Genomic DNA, 21,730 nt, shown 5'->3' with positions numbered 1-21,730 from the left:
GCCGTCACCCAGGCCTACCTGCAACTGCGCATCAACGACGCCCAGCACGCCCTGCTCGAACGCACCGTCGCCGCCTACACGCGCTCGGCACAGATCACCCGCAACCGCTTCGATGCCGGCGTCGCTGCCCGCGCCGACGTCACCCAGGCCCAGGCCCAGCTGAAAACCGCCCAGGCCCAGTTGATCGACCTGGACATCCAGCGCCGCCAGCTCGAACACGCCATTGCCGTGCTCACCGGCCGGGCCCCCACCGACCTCGCCCTGGCCCCCGCCAGCCAGTTGCCGGCCCTGCCGCCGGTGCCCGGCCTGCTGCCTTCGGCGCTCCTTGAACGGCGCCCCGACATCGCCGCTGCCGAACGCCGCGTCAGCGCCGCCAACGCCCAGATCGGCGCGGCCCAGGCCGCCTACTTCCCGACCCTCACCCTCGGCGCGACCGGCGGCACCCAGAGCAGCGCGCTGGCGCGGGTCCTGTCGCTGCCCAACCAGTTCTGGTCCCTCGGCCCCAACCTGGCCCTGACCCTTTTCGACGCCGGCGCCCGCAGCGCCCGCAAGGCCCAAGCCGTTGCCGTGTGGGACGAAAGCGTGGCCAGCTATCGCCAGACCGTCCTCACCGCCTTCCAGGAAGTCGAGGACAACCTGGCCGTGCTGCACATCCTCGAAGCCGAAGCCCGGGCCCAGGCCGAAGCCCTCGCCGCCGCCACCGAATCGCTGGAACTGGTGAACAACCAGTACCTGGCCGGCACCGTCAGCTACCTCAATGTCACCAGCGCCCAGACTGTTGCCCTCAACGCCGAACGGGCCCGCCTCGACATCATGGTCCGCCGCCTCAACGGCAGCGTCGCCCTGTTCAAGGCCGTCGGCGGCGGGCTATTGTGATGCCCAACCACTCCCCCCATGGGTCGGACTTCAGTCCGACTCGGCGCAAGCAGGACACCGAAACTTGCGACCCGGCGAAGCCCCCCCGTGGGTCGGACTTCAGTCCGACTCCGCAGGCTGAGACTCGACAGACTGAACCTGTGCTGTCGGACTGAAGTCCGACCTACAAAACCCCTTTCAAGGAGCCAAACATGAATCGCCAACGCGTCTGGGACTTACCCATCCGCCTCTTCCACTGGTCGCTGGTCATCAGCATCGTCTTTGCCTACGTGTCCGGCCAGATCGGCGGCAACCTCATCGACTGGCATGGCCGCGCCGGCTTTTTGATCGTCGGCTTGGTCGTCTTTCGCATCGTGTGGGGCCTGATCGGCAGCCCGACGGCGCGCTTCGCCAGCTTCGTACGCGGCCCCGGCGCCATCCGGGCCTACCTGCGCGGCGAGTGGCGCGGCATCGGCCACAACCCCATCGGCGCCCTGTCGGTGCTCGGCCTGCTGGCCCTGGTCGCCGCCCAGGCCACCACCGGCCTGTTCACCAACGATGACATCGCCTATCAGGGCCCCCTCGCCGATCTGGTCGGCAAGGACCAGTCCGACCGCTTCCACAGCCTGCACGCCTGGCTGCAAAACGGCCTGCTGGCCCTGGTCGTGCTGCACGTGGGCGCCATCGTCTTCTACCTCCATGTCAAAAAGGAAAACCTCGTCAAGCCGATGATCACCGGCTGGAGGGAAGTCACGCCGCAGGCTGCCCGTGCCTCATCCACGCCAGCACCCCGCGGTGGCGGCTTCCCCGCCTTCATCATCGCCGTGCTGATTGCCGCTGGCGCCACCTATGCCGCCACCGGTGGCCTGCTGCCCGCCACACCGGCAGCGCCCGCCCAGCCCGCCGCCGCGGCGCCGGCCTGGTAGGCTAAGCTGATCGTCCATTGCCCCCAGGAACACACCACCATGAAGAAACGCCTGATCGGGGCCCTGCTGGCCCTCACATTCTGTGTGCCAGCCACCGCCGGGGACATCACCCCGCGCCTCAGCCCGACCCCCGAGCAGGCTCAGGCCGCCTACCTGAGCGCCATGTTCCTGAGCCGTTACCACTACACCGTCAAGCCCCTCGACGACGCCCTCTCGGAACAAATTTTCGAGCGTTACCTGAAGGCCCTCGATCCGGAACACCTGTTCCTCACCCAGGCGGACATCGACGCCTTCGCCGACACCCGCAAGCAGCTCGACGACGCCATCCTGCAGGGCCGCCTGTCGATCCCCTTTGCCCTCTTCCTGCGCTACGAGGAGCGCACCGCCGAACGCCTGGGCTACGCCCGCAGCCTGCTCGCCCAGAATTTCGACTTCAGCCAGAACGAGCACTATCCGCTCGACCGCAGCAAGGCCGCCTGGCTGAAGGATGACGCCGAAGCCCGCGACCTGTGGCGCAAGCGGGTCAAGAACGACTGGCTGCGCCTGCGCCTGGCCGGCAAGGACGCCGCGGCCATCCGCGAAACCCTCGACAAGCGTTACACCAGGCTCCTGGCCAACAGCCAGAAGAGCAAGAGCGACGACGTCTTCCAGACCTTCATGAACGCCTACGCCGGCGCCATTGAACCCCACACCAGCTACCTGGGCCGTGGCTCCGCCGAGTCCTTCGACATCGCCATGCGCCTGTCGCTGGTAGGCATCGGCGCCGTGCTGCAGGAACGCGACGAGTACATCACCATCCGCGAACTCAGCCCCGGCGGCCCGGCCATCCGCTCCGGCAAGCTGGCCGTGGGCGACCGCATCGTCGCGGTTGGCCAGGGCGACGGCGCACCGCTGACCGACGTGGTGGGCACCCGGGTGGAGGAAGTGGTCAAGCTGATCCGCGGCACCAAGGACACCCCGGTGGTCCTCGACATCCTGCCCGCCGATGCCGGCCCCGACGGCCGCCACACCCTCATCACCCTCATCCGCGACAAGATCCGGATGGAAGAACAGGCCGCCAAAAAATCGGTGCTGCCAGCCGGCGACGGCCGCCGCATCGGCGTCATCACCCTGCCCACCTTCTACGAAGACTTCGAAGGCCGTCGCCGTGGCGACAAGGACTACCGCAGCGCCAGCCGCGACGTGGCCCGCCTCATCGACGAACTCAAGCAGGACAAGGTGGACGGCCTCATCCTCGACCTGCGCAACAACGGCGGCGGCTCCCTGCGCGAAGCGGTAGACCTCACCGGCCTCTTCATCGACACCGGCCCGGTGGTCCAGCAACGCCGCGCCGACGGCAAGATCAATGTCGAAAGTGACAGCAAGGCCGGCGCCGCCTGGGACGGACCGATGGCGGTGATGATCAACCGGGGCTCGGCCTCTGCCTCCGAAATCCTCGCCGCCGCCCTGCAGGACCATGGCCGCGCGCTGATCGTCGGCGAACCCAGCTTCGGCAAGGGCACCGTGCAGTCGCTCATCAACCTCGACCAGGTGGCACGCAGCGACACCCCCAAGCTCGGCGAACTGAAAGTCACCGTTGCCCAGTTCTTCCGGGTGAACGGCGGCACCACCCAGCTCAAGGGTGTCACCCCCGACATCCGCTTCCCGTCGGCCTTCGAAGGCGACGAGTTCGGCGAGACCCGCTTCGACAACGCCCTGCCGTGGCGCCAGATCGACCCCGCCACCTACCGCCCGGCCAACGAGATCCGCGCCATCCTGCCCGAGCTGACCAGCCGCCATGCCACCCGGGCCAACCAGGACAAGGCCTTCGCCAACCTGCGGGAAGATGTCGCCGAGCTCATCAAACTGAAGGAAAAGCGCAACCTGTCCCTGCAGGAAGCCGAACGCAAACGCGAAAAGGACAGCCGCGAAGCCCGCCTGCGCACCCGGGCCGAGGCCGACGGCACGGCCGGCCCCGGCGACGACGGCCTGCAATCCAGCGAACGCAGCCTGAGCGCCGAACTCGCTGCCGAAAAAGCCTTCAAGGCCCGCAAGGACGTGCTGCTCGAAGAAACCGCCCGCATCGTCGGCGACGAGGTGAGCCTGCTGGCCGGCAGCAAGCGCCTGGCCGTGGGCAATTAAGGCCGGGTGGCCGCGCGCCAACTGTTGAATTCTGCGAAATTCCGTTGCCCGGCTGTTCAGCAAGCAGCAGCCCGTAGCGCGGATGGCCCGCCCCCCAGGCCCCCGATAACAAGCCCGAACCGGCCACCCGCCACCGGCACAGCCTTGTTTCAAAAGCACTTGCGGCCTCACGGCAGCGGAGCCGGGGCAGCGCACCGGCAGTGCATCAAGGGCTGGCCCCGGACTTGCTGTGTGCACACTCCCAACCAATCAGGTGCACATTGATGAAATCCAGAATCCTGCTCGCCACCCTCCTCGCCCTCGGCACCTCCTTCGCCATGGCCCAGCAGGCCGCGCCGGCCGCCCAGGGCGCTTACGTCGCCCCGCCCTGGACCTACAAGACCAAGCAGCTCAACCGTGCCGAAATCGATGCCCTGCTCGCCAAGCCCGGCCAGGTGCTGGTGCTCGACGTGCGCCGGCCGGACGAACTCATCTCCAGGGGCAGCTTCCCGGTGTTCCTGAACATCCAGACCTCTGACGTGGAAAAGTACGCCGACTACATCCCCAAGGACCGCACCATCATCACCGTCTCCAACCGCGCCCACCGGGCCGGCGACGTGGGCGACAAGCTGACCGCCAAGGGCTTCAAGATCGCCGGGGCCGCCGGCTCGCTGGACTATGAAGACCAGGGGGGCAAGGTCGCCCGCATCACCCCGCCGCCCCCGCGCACGCCGCAAGCCGCCAAGTAAGGCCACAGCACGCCGGCTGAACATTCATCGACGTCGACGGCCCGCTCCCCGCGATCGCCTCATTTTCGGGCGACAGCGGGGAGCGGGCCGTCTCGTTTGACTGATTTTCAGGCGACACGGACTAAAAATGAGGTGACGACGATGAAATGCTCACCGGCGTCGCCTCATTTTTAGTCAGCGCCGACTCTTTTTGAGGCGATGACGACCGGCGATTCGTCAAAGTCGGGGAGAAACCAGGCGCGGTCGGGTGCGGGGGAGGCCAATCCGGCCCGGCCCTCCCCCACGGAGGCTGCTCAGTCCTTCTTGCGGAAGTCGTCGTGGCAGCCCTTGCACGTCTGGCCGAGCTTGCCGAATTGCACCTTCACGGCAGCGGCGTCGCCGGTGGCGGCGACCTTGGCCAGTTCGTTGGATTCGGTGATGAACTTCTTCGCCGCTTCACCGGCCTTGGCGGTTTCGGTGAACAGCTCGGGCTTTACCGTGGTTTCACGCCAGCCCTTGCCGGTTTCGGTGCCGGCCGGGTAAAGGGCGCCCAGGCCGGAGTTGGCCAGCGCGGCAATGGCGTTGGCAGCGCGGATCACTTCGTCCTTGTTGTAGGTGCCTTCCACGTTGTTCTTGATGCGGCCATTGTTCCAGGCCAGCACCTGGTACACCGACTGGCGCCACTTGATGACCTGCTCGGGCTTCGGGGCCTGCTGGGCCATGCTGGCCGAGGCGGCAGTGAACAGGAGGACGGCAAGCAGGGGTTTGACGAGTTTCTTCATGGGTTTTCCTTGATGAGTTTTCAGGTTTTCAGGTGGGTGTTGAAGAAGGCCACGGTGCGTTGCCAGGCGAGCTGTGCGGCGCCGGCATCGAAGCGGGGCGTGGTGTTGTTGTTGAAGCCGTGCTGGGTGCCGGGATAGATGTAAGCCTCGTGCTTCACGCCAGCGGCTTTCAGGGCGGCTTCGTACTTGGGCCAGCCGGCGTTGATGCGCTCGTCGTTCTCGGCGTAGTGGATCAACAGCGGGGCCTTGATCTTCGCCACGTCCTCGGCGGCCGGCTGGTTACCGTAAAACGGCACCGCGGCGGCCAGGTCGGGGAGACGCGTGGCAAGAAAGTTGGAGATGCCGCCCCCGTAGCAGAAACCGGTCACGCCGACCTTGCCGTTGCCTTCGGGCAGTTTCTTGAGGATGGCCGCGGCGGCCACGAAATCCTCGCGGGTCTTGTTCTGGTCGAGCTTGGGGAACAGCTCGCGGGCCTTGTCCTCGTCACCGGGGTAGCCGCCGAGGGGAAACAGCGCGTCCGGCGCAAAGGCGATGAAGCCGTCCAGCGCCAGGCGGCGGGTGATGTCCTCGATGTGCGGGTTGAGGCCACGGTTTTCATGCACCACCAGCACGGTGGGCAGCTTGCCGCTGGCCCTGGCCGGCTGCACCAGGTAGCCGCGCAAGGTGCCGTAGCCACTGGGCGACGGGTATTCCACGTAGCGGGCCTTGATGCGCGGATCGTTACCCTGCACTTCCTGGGCTTCGGCAAACTTGGGGCTAAGGGCATTGAGCAGGCCCTCGGCGGTGAGGCCGGCCACGGCGTACTTGGCGGCGTTCTTCAGAAACTCCCGGCGCGGAATCACGCCATGCACGTACTTGTCGAAGAGTTGCAGCACTTCGGGTTCGAAATCGGCAGCGGTCTTGCGGGTCATGGTCGACTCTCCGAATAGGGATACGGCTTACTTTGGGCTTACTTGGCGCGGCCGGCGTAACCGGCGGTCAGCACCGGAAAGCGCCAGGCCGAACCGCTACCCACCACGTACAGCGTCTTTTTGTCGGGGCCGGCAAAAGCCAGGTTCTGCGGCCGCTTGGGCAGCGCGATGACGCCGAGGGCCTCACCCTTGGGGGTGAACACCTGGATACCGGCGTTGGAGGCCACGTAGAGGCGCCCTTCGGCATCCACGGCCAGGCCGTCGGCGCCGCTGGTGGGGCCGCTGCTTGTGCCATTGTCGGTCTGGCGGAAGCCTTCCAGCTTCGCGAACTCGCGCTTGGCGCCGAGCTTGCCGTTGGCGGCAATGTCGTAGGCGAGCACGTGTTCGCCGGCGGTGTTGGCCACGTAGAGCACCTTCTCGTCGGGGCTCAGCTGGATGCCGTTGGGGCGCGTGATGTCGTTGGCCAGGCGCTCAATGGCGAACTCCGGCGAGATGCGATACACCGCCGGCTTGGCGATCTTGCTCAGGTCGGGCTTGGGATTGGCATTGGCGTTGGCACCGGAATCGGTGAAGTACACGTTGCCCTTCTTGTCGACGACCAGGTCGTTCGGCCGACCAAAACCGAGGCCGCCATCCACCTTGGCGGCAAGGGTGCGCACGTTGCCCTGGGGCTGGATCACGCCGACCCTGGCGTCGAGGGTCTGCACCGTCACCAGGTCGCCATTGGGCGCGAAGGCCAGCGCGTTGCTGCCGTTGGCACCCGACCGGTACACCGAGGTGCTGCCGTCCGGGGCGATGCGGATGATGGTGTCGTTCTGGTTCTCGGTGAACAGCACGCTGCCATCCGGCGCGGCGATGGGGCCTTCGGTGCCCTTGAAGCCGTCCTTGATCAGTTCGATTTTCGTGCCGGCATTGACCACGCCGGCAATGGCGGGCGTGACGGCTTCCTGGGCGTGGGCGGCGGCCACGGTAATGAAGGCCGCGCCGATGGCGGCCAGGGCTGTGACGGAGGCTTTGAGTTTCATGGTCATCCGGATGAGTGCGAAAGGGAGCAGGAGGCGGGATCGGACTAGGTAATCCCCTGCCCCTTCAATGCATTCGGCGTGCCAGTCGGGCTGGTGAAGGCGGGCTTTTTCCGGCGGGAGCACCGGCGAGGCCGCCATTCAATTGATTTATCGGGACAAATCCTTCTTCGACGAGAAGCGATTCCCCTGTTGGCAACCGGGTGAATCCCGTCGCCAGACACACTCCGGCTGTTGCCCAGCCCGCAGCCGCCCTGCGCGACTGCTGTTTTTCCAACTGCGCTGTTGAAAACCGGGCAACAGGCCGTTCGGCAGCCCTCGCCGCCGCTTCAACTCAGTTCAAACTTGTAGCCAACCCCATAGATCGAGCGAATGAGCGGCGCTTCCGGGGCAATCTGTTCGAGCTTGCGGCGCAGGTTCTTGATATGGCTGTCGACGGTGCGGTCGGTCACGACGCGGTGATCGTCGTAGAGGCCGTCGAGCAGACTTTCGCGGGAGAACACGCGGCCAGGCGCGGCCGAAAGGGTGCGCAGCAGGCGGAACTCGACCGGCGTAAGGTCGAGTTCGATGCCGTGGTAGGTGGCGCGCCAGCTGTTTTCGTCGATGTGGAGGGCGTGACGTTCGGGCGGCGGGCTGCGACGGTTGCGGCGCAGCACCGCCTTGCAGCGGGCAACCACTTCGCGGGGGCTGTAGGGCTTGCAGATGTAGTCGTCGGCGCCCAGTTCCAGGCCGAGCAGGCGGTCGATCTCTTCGACGCGGGCGGTCATCATGATCACCGGCAGCTCGCTGAAGCTGCGCAGCTCACGGCAGATGTCGAGCCCGTCGCGGCCGGGCAGCATGAGGTCGAGCAGAACGAGATCCGGCTCACGGGCCCGGATCGCGGGGATCACATCGAGCCCGTTGGCAATCCACGCGGTCTCGTGGCCGGCGGCTTTCAGGTAGTCGCCCAGCAGCGCAGCGAGCTTGGGTTCGTCTTCGACGATGAGTATGTAGGCGGGTGTACTGTCCATGAAACAAGCTTACAGGGCGGGGAAACGCAAGGCGACCCACACGCCACCGAGGGGCGAGGCCCGCGCGCTGATGGTGCCGTCGTGGGCTTCGACGATGCTGCGGCAGATGGCAAGGCCGAGGCCGGAGCCACCGGTAGCCCGGTTGCGCGACGCCTCGCCGCGGAAGAAGCGCTCGAAGAGCTTGGGCAGCAAGGTGTCGGGCACGCCCGGGGCGGAATCCATGAAGTCGACGCACACGTCGTCGCCGTCGCGCCGGGTGACGACCTTCAGGGAGCCACCGGAGTCGGTGTAGCGCAGGGTGTTCTCGACAAGGTTGCGGAAGAGCTGGCGCAGGCGGCTTTCATCGGCAGACATCAGCAGGCCCGGCGCCAGTTCCAGCGTCAGGCCAAGGCCGGCGCCGGCGAGGCGCTCGCGAAAGGCGCCAACGGTGCTTTCCAGCACGTCACCGACGGCCACCGGAGTCTTGCGATAGACCAGCGCGCCCAGGTCGGCGAGAGCCAGTTCGTTGAGATCATTGACCAGCCGGGTGAGGGTCATCACCTCGCCCTTGAGGGATTGCAGCGCGTCGGCGTCGAGGCGGCGCACGCCGTCCTCCATGGCTTCGATCTCGCCGCGCAGCACGCTCAGCGGGGTGCGCAGCTCGTGGGACACGTCGGCCATGAAGTCGCGGCGCATGCGTTCGTTGGCTTCCAGGGTGCGGGCCAGGCTGTTGAAATCACGCGCCAGCTGGCCGACTTCATCGCCCGAGCCGGGCTCGACGCGCCCTGCGTAATCACCGGCCGCCAGGCGATGGGTGGCGGCCGCGATCTGCTTGATCGGGGCCACCAGCGTGCGCGCAATGCGCAGGGACACGAACACCGCAAACAGGCCGGCAATGCCGCCGACCAGCAGCGTGGCGTGGAGCTGTTCGTCGTAGAAGCGCTGGGCGCCGGTGTCGCTGACGCTTTGAAAAGGCCCCATCACCAGCCAGCCGACGGTCTTGTCGGCCACCACAATGGCCCGTTTCACCGCAGCGTCATCGGTGGCCATGCGCGGGTTGCCCATCACGAAGCGCTGCTCGGCATCGATCAGGCTGAGGCGGAAGACGGCGCCAGTCAGGTCGGATTCGGGCGGCGTCTCCTGTTCGATATTCGGCGGGCCGCCGTTCTCGTTGCCGACGTGGGGACGCGTGAGGTGGAACCAGGCGCGCCGATTGTTGCGCAGAAAATCCCAGTTGCCTTCGCGGGCATAGGTCTGCGTGAAACGGGGAACGAGATCCTCGACCCGCTGCAGCGCCAGTTCGTCCATGTAACCGACGAAACCGCGGGTAAAGCTCCAGCGCCCGGCCACCCCCATCGCCAGCAGCACCGCAAGGGCCACCAGCAGGACGGCGAGGAAGACTTTGGACGTAATCCTGATTTTCATGGCGCGGGGCGGAGGAACGGCACGGGCCGGGGACGCCATTAAGCCTCTGCAACGGGAGCAAGAGCAACGGGGGCGGGGCGATCTCCACAATGTCTCCCATTTTTCTGCACATTTGCTTTCCACAATCAGGGCATCAGATATCGGCACTCCGCCGCAAAGGAATCCAGATGCCTCCCCTCCCCGCTTCCCGGCGCCCCATCGTGTTCACCGCCCTGGCGGCGGCCCTGTCGGCTGCGCTGCTGGCCGGCTGCAATTCATCCGCCGCGCCCGCCGGCATGCCGCCCGCCGGGCCTGCCGAGGTGGGCGTGGTGACACTGCAGGCCAAGCCGCTCACCCTCACGTCCGAACTGCCCGGCCGCACGGCGTCCACCGTGGTCGCCGAAGTACGGCCGCAGGTCGGCGGCATCGTCCGCGAGCGCCTGTTTACCGAAGGCGCCGAAGTGAAGGCCGGCCAGCTGCTGTACCGCATCGACCCGGCCACCTATCAGGCCACCGTCGACAGCGCCAGGGCCGCCCTCGCCAAGGCCCAGGCCAATGTCGAAACCCAGCGCCCGAAGGCGGCCCGCTACAAGGAGCTCGCCGAGATCAAGGCCGTGGCCCAGCAGGACACCGACGACGCCCTCGCCGCGCTGCGCCAGGCCGAGGCCGATGTCGCTTCGGCCCGCGCAGCCCTCGACAGCGCCGCCATCAATCTGGCCTACACCCGCGTCACCGCACCGGTGTCGGGGCGCATCGGCAAGTCTTCAGTCACGCCGGGGGCGCTGGTAACTGCCGGCCAGGCCGCTGCGCTGGCCACCGTGCAGCAGTTGGACCCGATCTACGTGGACCTCACCCAGTCCAGCGCCGATGCCCTGCGCCTCAAGCGCGCCTTCGAGGCCGGCCAGATCCGCCAGGCCGGGCGCAACCAGGCCGCGGTCACGCTGATCCTTGAGGACGGCAGCCGCTACGGCCGCGAAGGCCGCCTGCAATTCACCGACATCACGGTGAACGAAGGCACCGGCACCGTCGCCCTGCGCGCCGTCTTTCCCAACCCGAAGGGCGATCTGCTACCGGGTATGTACGTGCGTGCGCTGCTGGAAGAAGGCGTAACCGACAAGGCCGTGCTGGTGCCCCAGCGCGGCGTGTCGCGCAACGTGAAGGGCGAGGCCACCGCGCTGGTGGTGGGCGCCGGCAACAAGGTGGAACAGCGGGTGCTAAATGTCGGCCGGCCGGTGGGCGATAGCTGGCTGGTGAATGCCGGCCTCGCCGCGGGCGACAAGGTCATCGTCGAGGGCAGCCAGAAGGCCCGCCCCGACGCGGTGGTGACGCCGGTGTCCGTTGACGCCAAGCCGGGAGCCTGATCATGGCCCGCTTCTTCATCGACCGCCCGATCTTCGCGTGGGTCATCGCCATTGTGGTGATGCTGGCCGGCGCCCTGTCGATCAGCCGCCTGTCCCTCGAGCAATACCCCAACATCGCCCCGCCGAAGATCACCATCTCGGCCAACTACACCGGCGCCTCTGCCGAAACCATCGAGAACTCGGTGGTGCAGGTCATCGAACAGCAGATGAAGGGGCTCGATCACCTGAGCTACATGTCGTCCAGCAGCAGTTCGGCCGGCAGCGCGCAAATCACCCTGACCTTCGAGGCCGGCACCAACCCGGACGTGGCCCAGGTGCAGGTGCAGAACAAGCTCAAGCAGGCCGAATCGCGCCTGCCCCAGATCGTCCAGAACCTGGGCGTGTCGGTGGCCAAGACCGGCACCGACTTCCTGATGATCGTGTCGCTGGTGTCCGACAACACCCGCACCACCGCCATCGACATCGGCGACTACATCTCCACCAGCCTGCTCGACCCGGTGAGCCGTGTCGAAGGGGTGGGCGACGTGCAGGCCCTGGGCACCGGCTACGCCATGCGCATCTGGCTCGACCCGGCGAAGCTGCAAAAGTACTCGCTGATGCCAAGCGACGTGAAGAGCGCCATCCAGGCCCAGAATGCCGAGGTCACCGCCGGCCAGATCGGCGGGCTGCCGGCCCGGGGCGGCCAGCAGATCAACGCCAGCATCACCGCGCGCAGCAAGCTGCAGACGCCGGCGCAGTTCGGCGCCATCGTCCTCAAGACCAGCACCGACGGCGCGGTGGTGCATCTCTCCGACGTGGCCCGCATCGAACTGGGTGGCGAGAGCTACGACGTCAGCGTGCAGTACAACGGCAAGCCCTCTGCCGCCATCGGCATCAAGCTGGCCGCCGGCGCCAACGCGCTGCAAACCGCCGACCGGGTGAAGGCCAAGCTCGACGAGCTGTCGCGCTTCTTCCCGGCCGAAATGCAGATGAAGCCGGTGGTGGCCTACGACACCACGCCCTTCGTGCGCATCTCCATCGAAGAGGTGGTGAAGACCCTGATCGAAGCCATCGTGCTGGTGGTGCTGATCATGTACCTCTTCCTGCAGAACCTGCGCGCCACGCTGATCCCGGCAATTGCCGTGCCGGTGGTGCTGCTGGGCACCTTCGGGGTGCTGGCGGCCTTTGGCTATTCGATCAACACCCTGACCATGTTCGGCATGGTGCTGGCCATCGGCCTGCTGGTGGACGACGCCATCGTGGTGGTCGAGAACGTCGAGCGCATCATGAGCGAGGAAGGCCTGTCGCCCCGCGAGGCGACCCGCAAGTCGATGGGCGAGATCACCGGCGCGCTGGTCGGCATTGCGCTGGTGCTGTCGGCGGTGTTCGTGCCGATGGCCTTCTTCGGTGGCTCCACCGGCGTCATCTACCGCCAGTTCTCCATCACCATCGTCGCCGCCATGCTGCTGTCGGTGCTGGTGGCCCTGACCCTCACCCCGGCCCTGTGCGCCACCCTGCTCAAGCCCGGCCACGTACATCGCACGGGCTTCTTTGCGTGGTTCAACCGGGTCTTCGAGCGCAACAGCCAGCGCTACGAGGGCAAGGTCGCCGGCCTGCTCAAGCGCGGCGGCAAGGCCGTGGCGGTGTATGCGCTGCTGCTTGGCCTGTTGTCGGTGCTGTTCCTGCGCCTGCCCACCTCCTTTCTGCCGGAAGAAGACCAGGGCTTCGTGATCGCCATGGTGCAATTGCCGTCCGGCGCCACCAAGGAGCGCACCGCCCAGGCCGTGAATTCGCTTGAGCAGTACATGCTGCAGCAGCCCGAAGTGGCAGGCCTCGTCACCATCAACGGCATGGGCAACGGCGGCAACGCCCAGAACTCGGCGATGGCCTTCATCAAGCTGAAGGACTGGAGCGAACGGGAAGACGCCCCCAGCGCAGCCGCCGCCTTCAGCCGCCGCGCCACCCGCGACCTGTCGGCAGTGCGCGACGCGCGGATCTTCGTGATCCTGCCGCCGGCCATCCGCGGCCTGGGCAGCAGCAGCGGCTTTGACGTGGAACTGCAGGATCTGGGCGGCATCGGCCACGACCGGCTGGTGGCGGCCCGCGAACAGTTCCTGGCCCTCGCCGCCAAGGACCCGACGCTCACCAAGGTGCGCAAGAACGGCCAGGACGACACGCCGCGCTTCCGCCTCGCCATCGACGACCAGAAGGCCGGCGCCTTCGGCCTGGCCATGGCCGACATCAACGACACCCTGTCCACCGCCAGCGGCGGCACCTACGTGAATGACTTCATCAACAAGAGCCGCGTCAAGCGGGTGTACCTGCAGGGCGACGCCCCGGCCCGCGCCATGGGCGAAGACCTGGCCAGCTGGTATGTGCGCAACGGCGAGGGCGGCATGGTGCCTTTCTCGGCTTTCTCCTCGACCAGTTGGACGACGGGCTCGCCGCAGCTGGAGCGCTACAACGGCATGGCGGCCTTCGAGATCGTCGGCGAACCGGCCGAGGGCGTCAGCTCCGGCACCGCGATGAACGCCATTGAGGCGATCATCAAGCAACTGCCGGAAGGCGTCGGCTTCGAGTGGACCGGGCAGTCTTACCAGGAACGCCTGTCCGGCGCCCAGGCCCCGCTGCTCTACGCCATCTCGGTGCTGGTGGTCTTCCTGTGTCTGGCGGCGCTGTACGAAAGCTGGTCGATTCCGTTCTCGGTGATCCTGATCGTGCCGCTCGGCGTGCTCGGCGCGGTGCTGGCCGCCAGCCTGCGCGGCTTGTCGAACGACGTGTATTTCCAGGTCGGCCTGCTGACTACCGTGGGCCTGTCGGCCAAGAACGCGATCCTGATCGTGGAGTTTGCCAAGCAGTTGCAGGAAGAAGGCGCCAGCCTCATCGACGCCACGCTGCAGGCCGTGCGCCTGCGTCTGCGGCCGATCCTGATGACCTCGCTGGCCTTCGCCCTCGGCGTGCTGCCGCTGGCCATCAGCACCGGCGCCGGTTCGGCGAGCCGGGTGGCCATCGGCACCGGCGTGCTCGGCGGCATGATCACCGCCACCGTGCTCGGCCTGTTCTTCATCCCCCTCGCCTTCGTCGCGGTGCGCAAGCTGTTCTCGCGCCCGACCCCGGCGCCCGTCCTGCAGGGAGAAACATCATGAAGCTGCGTACCCTCGGCATTACCCTGCTGCTGGCCGGCGTGCTTGGCGGCTGCGCCACCCTCGCCCCCGACTACGCGCGCCCCGCCGCCCCGGTGGACAATACCTGGCCCGCCAGCGGCGGCAAGGTGGCCGCCAGCGGGACCAATGAATCGGTCGCCACCCCTGGCTGGCGCACCTTCTTCGTCGATACGCGCCTGCACCAGTTAATCGACCTGGCCCTGGCCAACAACCGCGACCTGCGCGAAACCGCCCTCAACATCGTCAAGGCGCGTGCCCAGTACCGCATCCAGCGCGCCGAACTGTTCCCGGCGGTGAGCGCCGATGCCGGCAGCACCGCCAGGCGCACGCCGGGCGAGTTGTCCGGTACCGGGCAGGCCATCACCAGCCGCAGCCACAGCGTGGATCTGGGCTTCAGTAACTGGGAGATCGACCTTTTTGGGCGCATCCAGAGCCTGCGCGACCAGGCCCTCGAGACCTATCTGGCCAGCGAGGAAACCCTGCGCAGCACGCGCATCAGCCTGGTCGCCGAAGTGGCCGGCGCCTACCTCACCCTGTCTGCCGACGAAGCCCTGCTGCAACTGGCGCAGGAAACCCTCGCCAGCCAGCAAAGCAGCTACGCCCTGACCCGCAAGCGCGTCGAGCTGGGCATCGGCACCGAACTGGACTTGCGCCAGATCGAAACCAGTGTCGAAACCGCCCGTCGCGATGCAGCCGCCTACACCGCCCAAGTCGCCACCGACCGCAACGCGCTGGTGCTGCTGGTCGGCACCGCGGTGCCCGACACGCTGTTGCCGCCCGCCGGGCTCGACAGCGTGACGACCCTGCGCGAACTGCCTGTCGGCCTGCCCTCCACGGTGCTGCAGGAACGTCCGGACGTGCTCGCCGCCGAGCGCCAGCTTCGCGCCGCCAACGCCAACATCGGCGCCGCACGGGCCGCCTTCTTCCCGAGCATCAGCCTGACCGCCACCGCCGGCACCGCCAGCAGCACCCTGGGCGGCCTGTTCGCGGCGGGTTCGGGGGCATGGACTTTCATCCCCCAAGTGAGCCTGCCGATCTTCAATGCCGGCGCCAACCGGGCTAACCTGCAAGTGGCCGAAACCGACCGGGACATCTACCTGGCCCGCTACGAAAAGGCCATCCAGAGCGCCTTCCGGGAAGTGGCCGACGCTCTCGCCCAGCGCGCCACGCTGGATGCCCGCCTCGACGCCCAGCACAAGCTGGTGGACGCCAGCGCCGCCAGCTACCGCTTGTCGGAAGCCCGCTACCAGAAGGGCGTGGACAGTTACCTGAGCGCCCTCGACGCCCAGCGCAGCCTGTACGCCGCGCGCCAGAGCCTGGTCAGCCTGAAGCTGTCCGCCGCCACCAATGCCGTCACGCTCTACAAAGTGCTCGGCGGCGGCAATCTCGCGCTGTAGGTCGGGCTTCAGCCCGACACCCTGCCTTGAACTCAAGATGTCCTCTGAAAAACCGGAAATCATCATGAAACGCCCACTGCTCTTCCTCGCCGGCCTGCCCCTCCTGGTGTGGGCCGCCTTCGCCCTCCCCGACATCGTCGCCTCCGCCAAAAACCTGTGGGACTGGCGCCGCGCCCTGATCCTGCTGTCCGGCACCCTCGCCCTGTGGTGGATGAGCGCCGGCATGGTGCTGGCCGCACGGCCGCCAAAACTGGAGAAGTATTTCGGCGGCCTCGACCGCCTGTACCGCCTGCACAAAGACATCGGCATCGGCGCCGGGCTGCTCGTGTTCACCCACTGGATGCTCGAATGGCTGCCCAAGAACCTGGCCAAGGCCGGCTTCATCGAACGCCCCGTGCGCGGCCCGCGCCCGCCCAGGGGGCAGGAAGACATGTGGATCGACCTGGCCAAGGACGTGGGCGAATGGGCCGGCTACATCCTGCTGGCGCTGGTGGTGATCGCCCTGGTGAAGCGCATCCCGTACCGCTACTTCCGCTGGGTGCACAAGCTGTTTCCGCTGGTTTTCATCGCCGGCGCCTTCCACGGCCTGATGCTGATGCCGACGAACTTCTGGCAACAGCCCCTGGGCTGGCTGACGGCGGGCGTCGCAGCCCTCGGCGTCGGGCCGGCCGTGCTGTCCCTGTTGGGCCGCATCGGTGCCCGCCGGCAGCATGTTGCCCACATCGAAAGCCTGAGCTGCCACGCCGACGGCGTACTGGAAGTGCACTGCCGCCCCACCGGATGGCCGGGCCACAAGGCGGGCCAGCACGTGCTGGCCGATTTCGGCCACACCGCGGAAGGCGCCCACCCCTTCACCCTCGCCAATGCCTGGCACCCGGCCACCGGCACCCTCACCCTGTCGATCAAGGGGCTCGGCGACTACACCCGCCAACTGGCCGAACGGCTCGCCATCGGCCAGGCGGTGAAACTCGAAGGCCCCTACGGCGCCTTCACCTTCGATGCCGACAAAGCCGGCATCGGGGAAATCTGGGTCGCCGGTGGCATCGGCATCACCCCCTTCCTCGCCCGTCTCGAAGAACTGGCCCGGCAGAGCGAACGCACCGGGCGCCCGATCGAGCTCTTCTACGCTACCCGCGCCGAGCACGCCGACGCCTACCCGGCAAACTTGCCGGCGCTGTGCGAAGCGGCCGGGGTGCGCCTGCACCGGCGCTACACCGACACCCAGGGGCCCTTCGACACCCGCGACATCCTGCGCCATGCCACAGCGGGCAGCAGCGTGTGGTTCTGCGGGCCGGAAGCCTGGGGGCTGGCACTGGAAAAGGCCGTCGCCAGCACCACTCCGCCAGTCCGATTCGAGCGGGAGTTGTTTGCGTTCCGCTGAACCTCCCCACCCCGGCACAGCGCAACAGCCAGCACAAGCCAGGCATTCACGGCCTGCCAAACTCAGGGCGAGCGCAGCAGCAGGTCCAGCTCTGCCGCGAGAGTGGCGGCCTGCTCCGGCCGGCCGCGACGGGCTTCGATACGGGCCGCCAGGCGCAACAGGTCCGGATCGTCGGGCAAGCGTAGGCGGCTGGCAGCCAGCAACACGGCAGCCTGGTCCAGACACCCTGCTTCCAGCAGCGCCACACCGGCGACCAGCGCGTAACGGCCGTTGCCCGGCGCCCGGCTGACGGCCTCCTCGAGCAGTGGCAGCGCGGCCTCCCGGCGCCCCTGGCGAATCAGCAGCAGGGCCAGGGCATGGCGAGGCTCGGCCGCATGGGGCGCAAGCGTCATTGCCTGGCGCAGCAGGCCCTCGGCATCGCCCTGACCGCCGGCGCGAAAGAGATCAGCCAGATTGATCAGGGCCGGGACGAAGGCCGGGTCGAGTCGCAAGGCCGTCCGCAATGCCGCCTCGGCGGCGGCCGGATCCCCCCGGGCCAGATGCAGGCGGGCGAGGTTCACGTGGGCCTCCGGGCGCTCGGCCGCGAGGCGTTCAGTGGCGAGGAGTTCGTCGATCACAACCGCCAGCTGGTTCCGCGGGCCGTCCGGCAAGGCACCGGCGGGCAGCCCGGCCAGGCTGCGGGCGGCTTCGATACGCACGGCGCGCAGCGGATCATCGAGCAAAGGCACGCCAATGGCGGCAGCCGGCCCCGGGGGCAATACCGCCAGCGCACGCGCCGCACCGAGGCGCAGCAACCCGTCCCTGCCGCCGGCAGCCCGCGCCAGCGCCACCTGAGCGCCAGCCGGGCGCCCCCCCGAACTGGCCAGCACACTGGCCTGCTGAATGGCAGGGTAGTCGGCCTCCAACGCCCGGGCCAGGGCACTGCCCGGCCAGCCGCCGCGCCACAATGCAGCCAGCAGATCGGCAATGCCCTTACCCGCTGCCGGCTTGCCACGCCAGCTTTCGAGCGCGGCGGCAGCCCAGTCGGGCCGACGGTCGGTATGGCAGGCAGTGCAGGCATCCGGCGTGCCGAGGCGCACCGAAACATCCGGGCGTGGCACGGCCAGGCGGTGGTCATGGCGCACATGCACGCCCATGTAGGTCTTGGTCGGCATGTGGCAGGCCGTGCACGCCGCACCTGTCGAACCGGGGGCGTGGCGATGGTGGGATGCCGCATCGTAGCGGGCCTGCAGGTGGCACTGGGCACACAGGGCGTTACCCGATGCCCGCGGCTTGCCGTCGTGGGGGTCGTGGCAGTGGGTGCAGGTCACACCGGCGCGGTGCATGGCGCTCTGGACGAAAGATCCGTATTCGAAAACCTCGTCGTCGATCTGCCCGTCCGGGTGGTACACGCCGGGCTCAATCAAGGCCGGGCGAAAGTTGTCGAGAAAAGGCGCCTCCGGCCGTGGCGCGGCGACCAGTTGCTGACGGCGGGAATGGCAGCCGGCACACACCTCGCCGGCCCGCTGGCCGACGGCCGGATCGCCTTGCGGGCGGGCAATCGGTGCGCTGCCATCAAAGGCAAAGACCAGCCGGCGCAGCACGCGGGTGGCCACCGGCAGGCCGTGGCCATCGCCGGCCGCGACAGCCGCCCCCCGCGCCTCTGCCACATGCGCCGAGCCGGCGCCATGGCAGGCCTCGCAGCCCACGGCCTGGTCGGTCGAGGTGGTCCGGTAGTGGCCGCTGGCCGGGTCGTGATGCTTGACCACGCCGGTGGAATGGCAGCCGGCGCACATGAAGTTCCAGTTCAGCTCGCGGCCGGTCCAGTGCAGCGCCTCGCCGGGCCGGGCCTTCTCGTGGAGCGCCAGGGCGAACCAGCGCTGGCCGCCCTCGGCCGGCGAGCGGGTGTCCCAGGCGATGTCGAAGGCCTGCAGACGGCCGCCCGGCAGCGGAATCAGGTATTGCTGGAGCGGGTGGACGCCAAAGGTGTGAGTGACCTGAAAATCGGCAGGCTGGCCGTCCGGCCCTTCGGTGCGGATGAAGAAGCCCGCCCCCCGACGAAAGAAGCGCACCTGGCGCGCCCCCTGCGTGAAGCGGGCATCGGCAAAGTCGCCCCGCACGGTGGCCTCGGTGGCGGGCTGCATGGCCTGGGCGTGGTGAGAGGCCTGCCAGCGCCGCCCTTCGTCCGCATGACAGCTCACGCAGGTGGCACTGCCCACGGCGCGCGGGGCCTCCCCGCCCCGGGCCAGGCCGGCGCAGAGGCTCAGACACATCAGAACAAGAAACACCCACCCGGCCAATGCCGGGCGGGCGCGATGGCCGCGCGTCAGAGGAGCTCCACCTGCACCTTGTCCAGGGTGCCCGAGAAGCGGAAGGGCACCTTGTACTCGCTGCTGACCGGCGTCCCCAGGTCGGCGCCAATGTCGAGCGTGTCGTAGCTGCCGTAGGCGATCTTGCTGATGCGCCCCTCACCCACCTGCCGGCCATTGACGAAGAGCCGGCCGACGCCCGGCACCGCCGGCAGCGGCTGGCCGGGCACCACGGTGGCCGACGCGGCGGGCACGGCCCCGTCCGGCGTAAAGCGGAATTCGACCTTCACCTTGCCGCGGGGCAGGCGCTCGCCAGCCACGATGTGGCCGCTGCGATGGCCGTGGGCGTTGGCTTCATAGTGCAGGCGCCCCTCCTTCACGAACAGGCTGAAACCGCCCCAGCGCCCGCCGTCGGCAATGATGACGCCGTCGCCGCCCTTGCCGGACAGATCCACATCGGCGCTGATGCGGTGCGCCCGGCGGGTCACGTCCGGGCCACTGCGCGACGGAATGCGACCCACTCCGGCCCGGTAGGTAAACAGGCTGCGCCCGGCGGTCAGGCTGGGCCGCCCGACCCCCACATCCGGCTGCAAGGGGTACACATCGTTACGCCAAGCTTCCTTGTCGAAGGCCGCCACCAGCTCGGCGAGCTTTTCCGGGTACTGGTCGGCCAGGTTGCGCGACTGGCTGAAGTCTTCATCCAGGTTGTAGAGCTCCCACTGGCGGGTGCCGAACGGGGCCTTGTTGAGCGCCGAGTTGCCCCCCGGATTGACCTGCCGCGAACCAGCCCACCAGCCATCCTTGTAGATGCCACGGGTGCCGCGAATCTCGAAATACTGCAGGGTACGCGGTGCGGAAGCGCCGGTCTGGGTGAAGCTGGCGGCAAGGCTGCGGCCCGACAGGGGCTGCTGATCCACCCCCTCCACCTTCTGCGGGAAACTGATGCCGGCAAGCTCGTAAATGGTCGGGGCAATGTCGGTGGCGTGGCCAAACTGGCTGCGCACCACGCCGCGCTCCTTGATGCCCTTCGGCCACGACACCACCAGCGGGTTGCGGGTGCCGCCCAGATAGGCCGGCACGCCCTTGCCGTACTGGAAGGGCGTGTTGTCGGCCCACGCCCAGGCGGAACCCACCTGGTTGTCGAAGGCCGGGCTGCCCAGCTCTTCGAGGCGCTTGACCCGTTCGGCCACCGTCGCCGGCTGGCCGTCCGGCGCCAGCACATCACGGCCCAGCAGCGCCGTATTCACTTCCGCGCCGTTGTCGCCGACGATGTAGAACACCACCGTGTTGTCGCCCTTGCCCTGGGCGCGGATCTCGGCCAGCAGGCGGCCCACCTGGAAGTCGGTGTAGGCCAGGAAGGCAGCGGTCACCTCGGCCTCGCGGGCCAGCAGCTTGCGCTGATCGGCCGGCAGCGAATCCCAGGCCGGCAGTTCGGGCGGGCGCGGGGTTAACTGCGCATTGGCCGGGATCACGCCCTTGGCCTTCTGGCGGGCGAAGATCTGCTCCCGCAGGCGGTCCCAGCCCTGGTCGAACTTGCCCTTGTAGCGCTCGATCCACTCCTTGGGCACGTGGTGCGGCCAGTGCGTACCGCCCGGCGCAAACCACAGGAAGAAGGGCTTGTCGGGATACACCGCATCCAGCGTGCGCAGCCAGCGGGTGGCGTCGTCGGCCATGTCGGCGGTGAGGTGGTAGCCCTGCGCCGGCGTGGCCCCGGGCTCGACCGGCGTGGTGTTGCGATACAGGCGCGGCTCCCACTGGTTGTCGGCGCCACCGTGAAAACCGAAGAAATACTCGAAGCCCAGGCTGGTCGGCCAGTGATCGAAGGGGCCGGCGGGAGTGACTTCCCACTCCGGCGTGTTGTGCCATTTGCCGAAGGCGGCCGTGCTGTAGCCGTTCTGGCGCAGCACTTCAGGCAAGGACACGGTGTCCTTGGCCCACACCGAGTTGTAACCCGGAAACCCCGCCGACGAGTTGGCCACGTTGCCAAAGCCCACCTCGTGATGGTTGCGCCCGGTAAGGATCGCCGAGCGGGTTGGCGAGCACAGCGCCGCCACATGAAACTGGTTGTACGACAGGCCGCTCTTCGCCAGTTCTTCCAGGGCCGGCGTTTCAGCCACGCCGCCAAAGGTGGACGACTGGGCGAAACCCACGTCGTCGAGCAGCACCACGACCACATTGGGCGCGCCCGGCGCCGCCTTCGCCTGCTTCGGCCAGGCCGGCGTGGACTTGCCCTTATCCGGGTCGATCTTGCCGGCAAAGGGTTCGGGCGGACGGGGCAGCACCTGGACAGCCTGCTGGGCGTGCGCCAGCGGCGCCAGGGCCAGGCCGATGAGCAGGCCGGCAGAACGGAAAGGAGTTTTCTTCATGGGCGTGGATAGGCTTGTTCCGGGGACGAAAAGGATTGCCCGCACAGACCGTGCCACCCCTGAATGACCAGGTGGCA

The 21,730-nt window shown here is 67.9% G+C and carries 15 protein-coding genes; 8 read left to right on the top strand and 7 right to left on the bottom strand.

Annotation, left to right across the window (positions count from 1 at the left end; translation table 11 throughout):
• From ETQ85_RS23375 to ETQ85_RS23360, 4 genes are all read left to right on the top strand, one after another.
• Positions 1-876 (top strand): efflux transporter outer membrane subunit (locus tag ETQ85_RS23375; RefSeq protein ID WP_148581457.1); only part of this gene is annotated, 876 nt, incomplete at its 5' end.
• A 191-nt stretch (positions 877-1,067) separates the two neighbouring features.
• Positions 1,068-1,781 carry a cytochrome b/b6 domain-containing protein gene (locus tag ETQ85_RS23370; RefSeq protein ID WP_148581456.1) on the top strand — a complete coding sequence of 238 codons (714 nt, stop codon included), beginning with the start codon at positions 1,068-1,070 and terminating at the stop codon, positions 1,779-1,781.
• Positions 1,782-1,820: 39 nt separating this feature from the next.
• Positions 1,821-3,902 (top strand): carboxy terminal-processing peptidase, encoded by a 2,082-nt coding sequence (locus ETQ85_RS23365; protein WP_148581455.1) that lies wholly within the window; start codon positions 1,821-1,823, stop codon positions 3,900-3,902.
• Positions 3,903-4,165: 263 nt separating this feature from the next.
• Positions 4,166-4,630, top strand: coding sequence for a rhodanese-like domain-containing protein (locus tag ETQ85_RS23360; protein WP_148581454.1), 465 nt, complete (start codon positions 4,166-4,168; stop codon positions 4,628-4,630).
• A gap of 293 nt (positions 4,631-4,923) precedes the next feature.
• On the opposite strand, the gene ETQ85_RS23355 is transcribed toward ETQ85_RS23360, so the two are convergent.
• The 5 genes from ETQ85_RS23355 to baeS all read right to left on the bottom strand — a co-directional run bounded on the left by ETQ85_RS23355 (position 4,924) and on the right by baeS (position 9,738).
• Entirely contained in the window at positions 4,924-5,391 is a 468-nt protein-coding gene (locus ETQ85_RS23355; protein ID WP_148581453.1) for a c-type cytochrome, read from the bottom strand.
• A 20-nt stretch (positions 5,392-5,411) separates the two neighbouring features.
• The gene (locus tag ETQ85_RS23350) at positions 5,412-6,302 is read right to left on the bottom strand and encodes a dienelactone hydrolase family protein (protein WP_148581452.1); all 891 of its coding nucleotides are present in this window, start codon (positions 6,300-6,302) and stop codon (positions 5,412-5,414) included.
• Positions 6,303-6,340: 38 nt separating this feature from the next.
• Complete coding sequence (locus ETQ85_RS23345) at positions 6,341-7,327, bottom strand: SMP-30/gluconolactonase/LRE family protein (RefSeq protein WP_222862274.1); 987 nt, start codon at positions 7,325-7,327, stop codon at positions 6,341-6,343.
• A 326-nt stretch (positions 7,328-7,653) separates the two neighbouring features.
• A complete protein-coding gene (locus ETQ85_RS23340) occupies positions 7,654-8,334 on the bottom strand; it encodes a response regulator (protein WP_148581450.1) in 681 nt (226 codons plus the stop codon).
• Between the two features lie 9 nt (positions 8,335-8,343).
• Positions 8,344-9,738, bottom strand: coding sequence for a sensor histidine kinase efflux regulator BaeS (baeS, locus tag ETQ85_RS23335; RefSeq protein WP_148581449.1), 1,395 nt, complete (start codon positions 9,736-9,738; stop codon positions 8,344-8,346).
• A gap of 167 nt (positions 9,739-9,905) precedes the next feature.
• Here baeS and ETQ85_RS23330 point away from each other — a divergent pair, with 167 nt between their 5' ends.
• The 4 genes from ETQ85_RS23330 to ETQ85_RS23315 all read left to right on the top strand — a co-directional run bounded on the left by ETQ85_RS23330 (position 9,906) and on the right by ETQ85_RS23315 (position 16,999).
• A complete protein-coding gene (locus ETQ85_RS23330) occupies positions 9,906-11,078 on the top strand; it encodes an efflux RND transporter periplasmic adaptor subunit (RefSeq protein ID WP_148581448.1) in 1,173 nt (390 codons plus the stop codon).
• A gap of 2 nt (positions 11,079-11,080) precedes the next feature.
• Entirely contained in the window at positions 11,081-14,203 is a 3,123-nt protein-coding gene (locus ETQ85_RS23325) for an efflux RND transporter permease subunit (RefSeq protein ID WP_148581447.1), read from the top strand.
• Positions 14,200-15,618, top strand: a complete 1,419-nt coding sequence (gene adeC / locus ETQ85_RS23320) for an AdeC/AdeK/OprM family multidrug efflux complex outer membrane factor (RefSeq protein ID WP_148581446.1) — start codon at positions 14,200-14,202, stop codon at positions 15,616-15,618. The genes ETQ85_RS23325 and adeC overlap by 4 nt, the downstream gene beginning before the upstream one ends.
• Before the next feature lie 64 nt (positions 15,619-15,682).
• Positions 15,683-16,999, top strand: a complete 1,317-nt coding sequence (locus tag ETQ85_RS23315; RefSeq protein WP_187394839.1) for a ferredoxin reductase family protein — start codon at positions 15,683-15,685, stop codon at positions 16,997-16,999.
• 62 nt (positions 17,000-17,061) lie between these two features.
• Here the strand turns inward: ETQ85_RS23315 and ETQ85_RS23310 are convergent, their stop codons facing one another.
• Positions 17,062-19,251 carry a tetratricopeptide repeat protein gene (locus ETQ85_RS23310; protein WP_148581444.1) on the bottom strand — a complete coding sequence of 730 codons (2,190 nt, stop codon included), beginning with the start codon at positions 19,249-19,251 and terminating at the stop codon, positions 17,062-17,064.
• Positions 19,252-19,304: 53 nt separating this feature from the next.
• The gene (locus ETQ85_RS23305) at positions 19,305-21,653 is read right to left on the bottom strand and encodes an arylsulfatase (RefSeq protein WP_148581443.1); all 2,349 of its coding nucleotides are present in this window, start codon (positions 21,651-21,653) and stop codon (positions 19,305-19,307) included.
• Positions 21,654-21,730 lie beyond the last annotated feature (77 nt).

The organism is Zoogloea oleivorans (assembly GCF_008107625.1).
GTDB classification, from domain to species: Bacteria; Pseudomonadota; Gammaproteobacteria; order Burkholderiales; family Rhodocyclaceae; genus Zoogloea; species Zoogloea oleivorans.
The sequence above is the reverse complement of the archived record's forward strand: the minus strand, read 5'-3'. Positions and strand labels throughout refer to the sequence as shown.

Bases quoted from the DNA above. Each gene is read 5' to 3' on its own strand.
- baeS (WP_148581449.1), bottom strand. From the start codon at position 9,738: ATGAAAATCAGGATTACGTCCAAAGTCTTCCTCGCCGTCCTGCTGGTG.
- ETQ85_RS23305 (WP_148581443.1), bottom strand. From the start codon at position 21,653: ATGAAGAAAACTCCTTTCCGTTCTGCCGGCCTGCTCATCGGCCTGGCC.
- ETQ85_RS23355 (WP_148581453.1), bottom strand. From the start codon at position 5,391: ATGAAGAAACTCGTCAAACCCCTGCTTGCCGTCCTCCTGTTCACTGCC.
- ETQ85_RS23340 (WP_148581450.1), bottom strand. From the start codon at position 8,334: ATGGACAGTACACCCGCCTACATACTCATCGTCGAAGACGAACCCAAG.
- ETQ85_RS23325 (WP_148581447.1), top strand. From the start codon at position 11,081: ATGGCCCGCTTCTTCATCGACCGCCCGATCTTCGCGTGGGTCATCGCC.
- ETQ85_RS23370 (WP_148581456.1), top strand. From the start codon at position 1,068: ATGAATCGCCAACGCGTCTGGGACTTACCCATCCGCCTCTTCCACTGG.
- ETQ85_RS23360 (WP_148581454.1), top strand. From the start codon at position 4,166: ATGAAATCCAGAATCCTGCTCGCCACCCTCCTCGCCCTCGGCACCTCC.
- ETQ85_RS23345 (WP_222862274.1), bottom strand. From the start codon at position 7,327: ATGAAACTCAAAGCCTCCGTCACAGCCCTGGCCGCCATCGGCGCGGCC.
- ETQ85_RS23350 (WP_148581452.1), bottom strand. From the start codon at position 6,302: ATGACCCGCAAGACCGCTGCCGATTTCGAACCCGAAGTGCTGCAACTC.
- ETQ85_RS23315 (WP_187394839.1), top strand. From the start codon at position 15,683: ATGAAACGCCCACTGCTCTTCCTCGCCGGCCTGCCCCTCCTGGTGTGG.
- ETQ85_RS23310 (WP_148581444.1), bottom strand. From the start codon at position 19,251: ATGTGTCTGAGCCTCTGCGCCGGCCTGGCCCGGGGCGGGGAGGCCCCG.
- ETQ85_RS23330 (WP_148581448.1), top strand. From the start codon at position 9,906: ATGCCTCCCCTCCCCGCTTCCCGGCGCCCCATCGTGTTCACCGCCCTG.
- ETQ85_RS23365 (WP_148581455.1), top strand. From the start codon at position 1,821: ATGAAGAAACGCCTGATCGGGGCCCTGCTGGCCCTCACATTCTGTGTG.
- adeC (WP_148581446.1), top strand. From the start codon at position 14,200: ATGAAGCTGCGTACCCTCGGCATTACCCTGCTGCTGGCCGGCGTGCTT.